The following is a 6,000-nucleotide window of genomic DNA, read 5'->3' as shown; positions in this document are numbered from 1 at the left end:
GGTTAACCACTGGGTTTTTCCCCTGTTTTTCGGGACAAAATCACCGTTCGCTTGGGGGCGAAACCGCCCCCGGCCCACAAGGAGGGCACCCGCGGCCTCCCCCCCCCCCCCCCCGCCCTCGTCTGTCGGTCAGGCCTGGTCAGGCCGGATCGCGCCGGATCACGCCGGATCAGGCCTGGTCAGCCGGCGTGCGGCACGACCTTGACGATCTTCACCATGGCGGGCTTGCCGTTCGGCAGATCGTAGGTCGCCTCGTCGCCGATCTGCTTGCCGTCGATCGCGCGGCCCAGCGGCGACTGCGGCGAGTAGACGTCCATGGTGTCGGCGCCGGCGACCTCGCGCGAGGCGAGCAGGAACTCCATGGTGTCGTCCTCGTCGCCGTCGAAGGCGACCGTGACGACCATGCCCGGGGCCACCACACCCGAGTCGGCCGGGGCCTCGCCGACCTTGGCACGCTCCAGCAGCTGGGTCAGCTGGCGGATGCGCAGCTCGTACTTGCCCTGCTCCTCCTTGGCCGCGTGATAGCCGGCGTTCTCCTTGAGGTCGCCCTCCTCGCGCGCCGCCTCGATCTTCTGGGCGATCTCGATGCGCCAGGGCCCGGTCAGGTGATCCAGCTCGGCCTTCAGCTGGTCGTAGCCGGCCTGAGTGAGCCAGGTCACGTTCTCACTGGTCTGGGTCACGGGTGCTCCTCGTAGGTGCTGGGGCTGTGCTGAGGGTGTGAGTCGTCAGCAGGGTTGGTGGTGATATCGGTCGTAACTACAAAGCAACGCCCGCTCCCGTACCATCCGGTGCGGAAGGGGCGAAACCACGAGCCTAACAAGTCCTGCCGACAAGCAGAAGGGTCGTTGGCGCGCCATTGACGTCGGCGTTGCGCCACGGTGTACAGCGAATGCGCCACGGTGTACGGGGGCGGTGCGTGCCGGGCCGGGTGCGGGACTTCCTACGGATGCCCGTTCTCCCGATCGGTTATGCGCCGGTGCCCGGCAGAGTACCGGTGAGCGCGGCGCGCTGCCGGTGCGACTCGGCGGCCGGGCCTCCTCCTCCGCGCTCCTTCGGGGGCTTACTTCTTCGCCGGCGTGCAGCCCAGCAGTTCGGCGGTGGTGCCACGGGCGGTGGTCCGCAGCGTGACCACGGCGTCGTAGCTGGAGCCGCCGGCCGGCACCGGGAAGTCGGCCACCCCGACCACCGAGCCGTCCGAACCCTGCGAGCGGACCGTGCAGCTGCCGGCCGTCCCGCCGCTCTTGCGCACCGCCAGGTGCAGCTCGACCTCGGAGTCCGAGACCGCCTGGAAGGTCGGGACCGAGCCGTTGATCGTGGTCTCGCGCAGCAGGTAGGAGCCGCCCAGCCAGGCCACCAGGCCCAGGCCCAGCACGCCGCAGACCGCGCCGACCACCTTCAGGCGGCGGTCCGAATCGCGGTCGCCGCGCCGGCCGTAGCGCCCCTCGGGCAGCTGCGGGGTGGTGGTGCTCGCGTTCATCGGACCCAGTCCTCTCCTGACGGGAGGGCCGCGCGGGTGGTGCGGGGGAATGCGACGCTCCTCCAGTCCGTCACTATAGGAGGGGCACGCCCGCGGCCGGTCCGGCGGGGGCGGGGCTCGACCGGGCCGGGGTTCGTCCGCGGCCGGTCCCGCGGCGACGCGGCCCCGACGTGAGCGGCTCGTACGGTGGGCGGACCGGACTTCGCGGAACGCCCGATATGTGGAAGGAACGCAAGGCGTTGACTGAGCAGTTGCGACTGATGGCGGTGCACGCCCACCCGGACGACGAGTCCAGCAAGGGCGCGGCCACCATGGCCATGTACGTCGAGCAGGGAGTGGACGTGCTCGTGGCCACCTGCACCGGGGGCGAACGCGGGTCGGTTCTCAACCCCAAGCTCCAGGGGGACCCGTACATCGAGGAGAACATCCACGAGGTGCGCCGCAAGGAGATGGACGAGGCCCGGGCGATCCTGGGCGTCAAGCAGGCCTGGCTCGGCTTCGTCGACTCCGGCCTGCCCGAGGGCGACCCGCTGCCCCCGCTGCCCGAGGGCTGCTTCGCCCTGGAGGACGTGAAGGAGGCGGCCGAACCGCTGGTCCGGCTGATCCGGGAGTTCAAGCCGCAGGTCATCACGACCTACGACGAGAACGGCGGCTACCCGCACCCCGACCACATCATGACCCACAAGATCACCATGCTGGCCTTCGACGCCGCCGGAGACCCGGACGCCTACCCGGAGGCCGGCGAGCCCTGGCAGCCGCTGAAGGTCTACTACAACCACGGCTTCCCGATGGGCCGCATCCGCGCCCTGCACCAGTACCTCACCGAGCACGGCCACGACTCGCCGTACGGGGAGTGGATCGCGGGCTGGGAGAAGAGCGGCCGCCAGGAGCGCGAGATCACCACCCGGGTGAGCTGCGGCGACTGGTTCGAGACCCGCGACCGTGCGCTGATCGCCCACGCCACCCAGATCGACCCCGACGGGCCGTGGTTCCGCGTCCCGCTGGACGTCCAGCGCGAGGTCTGGCCCACCGAGGACTACGAACTCGCCCGTACCCTGATCGACGTGGACCTGCCGGAGGACGACCTGTTCGCCGGCCTGCGCACCCCCACCCTGGCCGTCGAGGCCGCCGACACGCGCGACTGAACCACCCCCCGATGGCCCGGCTCCCCGTGAGCCGGGCCACCATAGAGATATGAGCGCCCCCGTGAACCTCGTCAACCTCGCCGCCGACCTCGCCGTCGACGACGCCAAGGTCACCCCCGGACTCCTCGGCTTCGTCGTCTTCGCCGCCCTCGGCGTGGCCACCTGGTTCCTGGCCAAGTCCATGAACCGGCAGTTCAAGAAGGTCGACTTCGCGGAGGAGCCGGAAGCCCCCAAGGAGTAGCGCGCGGGCGCGCGCGGGGCCCGGCTCGCCGCAGCCGGTGTCCCGGCGCCCGGCCCCCGATGCGCGAGGATGGGGGGCATGCCGAACCGTCTCGCGGACGCGACCTCGCCGTACCTGCTGCAACATGCCGAGAACCCGGTCGACTGGTGGCCCTGGGGGCCGGAGGCCTTCGCGGAGGCGGAGCGGCGGGGGGTCCCGGTGCTGCTCAGCGTCGGGTACGCGGCGTGCCACTGGTGCCAGTGAACTCGCAAACGCAGTAGTCGGCGGTGCTCACACCTCTCTGATGATCACGCGGCTCCCGCAGAGCTTCGACCAGTCGTCGCGGTCGGAGGTCAGGACGATCACCGGGGCCGGGGCGCGGAACGCAAGCGCGGCGACGAGGGCGTCGATCGCGTACTTGTGCCCGTGTAGCCCTCCCGCGTCCTGAAGCAGCGTCACTGCGGTCAATGAGTCCTCCTGGGTGACCGGTTCCACCCGCAGCCGGGAGAGCACCCACCTCAAGCGCGCCAGGTCGGTCTTCCTCTGCACGGCTTCGACGATGGTCAGCGCCGACACGAGGACGGGAACCCCGGCCTGCCGGGATGCCTCGATGCGAGCCGCCATCCCGCGGTTGTTGTGCAGGAGCAGGGAGAGCGCCTCGGAGTCGAGCACCAGCGATCGGGCTGGCTGCTCCTTCACGCGGCGCCCCGCTCGACTTCACCGGCGTTCTGGTCGCCGAACAGCTCACGACGAGCGGCTTCGATCTCCTGCTCCGTGAGCGCGCCGTGTTCCTCCTCGTGTGACGCGACGATCTCGGCGAGCCCGTCCATGGCGAGCTGGTGACGGACCGCCTCGGTGATGTAGCTGGACAGCCCGCGGCGACCGGTTCGGGAGCGGAGCTCACTGATCAGCTCGGTGGGCATGGAGACGGAGATGTTCTCCGTGGTTCCGGCTCGTGTCGTCTTCATGCCCAGAGTATAGTACAGACTCTATTACATGGAGAGGGATTTGCTGCTTCCCGTTGAGCTGGTCGACGGCCAGAGCCGCGCGCCACCTGGATGGCCCACCCGGCTTGAGGTAGACGCCCACCGAGGGGCGAGTCGACTCACCCACTCACCGCCGTTGGCAGCGCCCGAGCCTTCAAGTTCATATTATGGGAAAAATGTATTTTTCCATCCTGATATTTCCACGCTAAACAAGTTCGACATTGGAGCTCTTACTTGTTCGGCGAAAAAGCTCGAAATCGATCAGTTTAAGCCTTCGGCAACGCTGCGTCGTTGGAGGTTAGTATAGTTGTGGGATGGTTATTGATAACAAGGTTCCCGAGGGTGCGCCCACGCCACGTCTTGTGTTTATTACCCCAGAGATGGCGGAGGTTCTGCTGTCGCGAGCAGTAGTCAATCGACGCTTGGACTGGGGGCAAGTTGATTTCCTGGCTGATTCGATTGCCCGTAAAGAGTGGCAGTTGACGCATCAGGGAATTGCACTCGACGGGCCTCTCGATACAGGTTGCCTCCTCGATGGCCAGCACCGCTTGAATGCCATTATTAAGGCAGAGGTGCCGGTATGGATGTACGTTTTTGAAGGGCTTCCGAGAGCCGCATTTCCTGTCCTTGATACAGGGAAGCGGCGTAGTGGTGTGGACGCGCTTTCATTTACGGGCGAAAAGTATCTACCCGTACTCTACTCCACCATTCGTCACGTTCTTCTCTTCAAGAACATGCCGGAATCTTCGTGGAGCGGCAGTGGGGCTCGAATCGCAAACAGCCGGATTCTTGCGGCACAGGAAGAGGACAGTGACATGTATCGAGAGGCCGTGGTTATGGGCCGTGAGATCTCTAAGCATGTGTTCGCCAGTCAGACTGGGATGGCGGTAGGGTATTTCGTCACGTCGGAGGCGGCCCCCGCAGTCAAGTCGGATGGTTGGATCGAGGGGCTGACTTCAGGTGCAAATCTTGAGGTTGGGGATCCGCGGCTCGCTCTCCTTAAGGTCCCTCACGTGAAAAAGAGGAGCGCCAAGCGGCGGTATACCATGCGCGAGCAAGTAGCTATCTATATCAAGGCATGGAACGCATGGGTCCAGGAAGAGAAAGTCGAGGACCTGCGCTTTAAGAAGACAGAGAAAATGCCGGCACCTGTAGAGGCTAAGTTTGACCGATGAGTCGAATGGTGCGCACGCTAGGGGAAGCTGACGCCGCTGCGGGTCAGCGCATTCCCTGACTCGTCCATCACGATCACGGGCCTGTCCAGGGACTTGGCCATACGTTCGATGAAATCGCGCGACAAGAATACGCTACTGCCTTCTGAGGGTTGTGCGGTAACGCTTACCCCTGATTTCCCCCAGGAGGAGCTGGTCACCTGCCATCCGATTTTCGCAAAAGAGGATAGGATAAACTCATCCTCGCTGATGCGCCGACTGCGTGATAGTTTTTCCTCCGCTTGAGTCACATTTCCTTCCAGGTTTGTTTCGCGATATTCTTGCTTCCGGACTAGTAGGAGGATCTCTTCTAGCATCTCCGCTTCGGACCGTCTGATGGAATGTCGCGCACCTTCCGACAAGGATGACCTCTGAGCTTCTTGGAGGGCGCTTTCCAGTTCAGGCCAACTTCGTGTAAATGCTCGTTCCAGGCGATCTTCCGCCACCGTTCGTCCGGCTAGCGCGCTATTTAGGTCGCCAATTAGCTTCCGGACGTCGCTTCGATTGTCGCCTACGGTCGCTTGGAACTTGGATAGAGGGCCAGTTAGTTCTGCAATCTTTATGGCAATGAGAAATGGAGCCACGTGCGCTGTTTCGAACTTTTTAGCGAGTGAACCTGCCTCGAAATTGATCCACGTCGATGTTTGGTTCTCCGGGGTTACGCAGATAATTCCGAAGTCTGTTGCGGCGAGTTCGTGAGTAATCTCATCGATCCCTTTTCCACCTTTGGCGATGTCTTGGCTTGATACCCATGGGTCGATCTCTTGGATTACATCCGGGAGCCAGTTTTTGAGAGCCTCAGCAACCCGCCTTGAGCGATCTCCGGACCAACTCAGGAACACCTTCATTAGAGAATTTCCTCTCTGTGTAATTGTCGCCAATGGGCTGTCGTTTCGTTAGGGCCAGCTTGAATCAAGCAGTCTTTCTTGCTCGGTTTTTAGAGCGGCGTATGAATCGCGTA

General features: G+C 64.2%; 8 protein-coding genes and 1 pseudogene. 4 read left to right on the top strand and 5 right to left on the bottom strand.

All coding sequences use genetic code 11. From position 1 onward, the window contains the following. Window positions 1-179: 179 nt before the first annotated feature. Window positions 180-680 (bottom strand): transcription elongation factor GreA, encoded by a 501-nt coding sequence (greA, locus tag AC07AL_RS11430; protein WP_363585467.1) that lies wholly within the window; start codon window positions 678-680, stop codon window positions 180-182. Window positions 681-1,060: 380 nt separating this feature from the next. Beyond that, complete coding sequence (locus tag AC07AL_RS11425; protein WP_363585466.1) at window positions 1,061-1,477, bottom strand: DUF4307 domain-containing protein; 417 nt, start codon at window positions 1,475-1,477, stop codon at window positions 1,061-1,063. A gap of 239 nt (window positions 1,478-1,716) precedes the next feature. Here AC07AL_RS11425 and mca point away from each other — a divergent pair, with 239 nt between their 5' ends. The 3 genes and pseudogenes from mca to AC07AL_RS11410 all read left to right on the top strand — a co-directional run. Continuing rightward, a complete protein-coding gene (mca, locus tag AC07AL_RS11420) occupies window positions 1,717-2,622 on the top strand; it encodes a mycothiol conjugate amidase Mca (protein ID WP_063351176.1) in 906 nt (301 codons plus the stop codon). A 49-nt stretch (window positions 2,623-2,671) separates the two neighbouring features. After that, the gene (locus AC07AL_RS11415; protein ID WP_063348010.1) at window positions 2,672-2,863 is read left to right on the top strand and encodes a hypothetical protein; all 192 of its coding nucleotides are present in this window, start codon (window positions 2,672-2,674) and stop codon (window positions 2,861-2,863) included. 78 nt (window positions 2,864-2,941) lie between these two features. Then, a pseudogene (locus AC07AL_RS11410) lies at window positions 2,942-3,100 on the top strand (DUF255 domain-containing protein); the annotation flags it as partial. A 33-nt stretch (window positions 3,101-3,133) separates the two neighbouring features. Here AC07AL_RS11410 and AC07AL_RS11405 read toward each other — a convergent pair. Then, complete coding sequence (locus tag AC07AL_RS11405; RefSeq protein ID WP_478317357.1) at window positions 3,134-3,541, bottom strand: PIN domain-containing protein; 408 nt, start codon at window positions 3,539-3,541, stop codon at window positions 3,134-3,136. Next, the gene (locus AC07AL_RS11400) at window positions 3,538-3,810 is read right to left on the bottom strand and encodes a hypothetical protein (RefSeq protein ID WP_478317356.1); all 273 of its coding nucleotides are present in this window, start codon (window positions 3,808-3,810) and stop codon (window positions 3,538-3,540) included. Before AC07AL_RS11400 ends, AC07AL_RS11405 begins: the two co-directional genes overlap by 4 nt. 332 nt (window positions 3,811-4,142) lie before the next feature. Here AC07AL_RS11400 and AC07AL_RS11395 point away from each other — a divergent pair, with 332 nt between their 5' ends. After that, window positions 4,143-5,003 (top strand): hypothetical protein, encoded by an 861-nt coding sequence (locus tag AC07AL_RS11395; RefSeq protein WP_478317355.1) that lies wholly within the window; start codon window positions 4,143-4,145, stop codon window positions 5,001-5,003. Between the two features lie 17 nt (window positions 5,004-5,020). On the opposite strand, the gene AC07AL_RS11390 is transcribed toward AC07AL_RS11395, so the two are convergent. After that, window positions 5,021-5,887: a TIR domain-containing protein gene (locus AC07AL_RS11390; RefSeq protein ID WP_478317354.1), complete on the bottom strand. Its 867-nt coding sequence runs from the start codon at window positions 5,885-5,887 to the stop codon at window positions 5,021-5,023. Window positions 5,888-6,000 lie beyond the last annotated feature (113 nt).

This window comes from Kitasatospora sp. NPDC043949 (assembly GCF_056435365.1).
The sequence above is the reverse complement of the archived record's forward strand: the minus strand, read 5'-3'. Positions and strand labels throughout refer to the sequence as shown.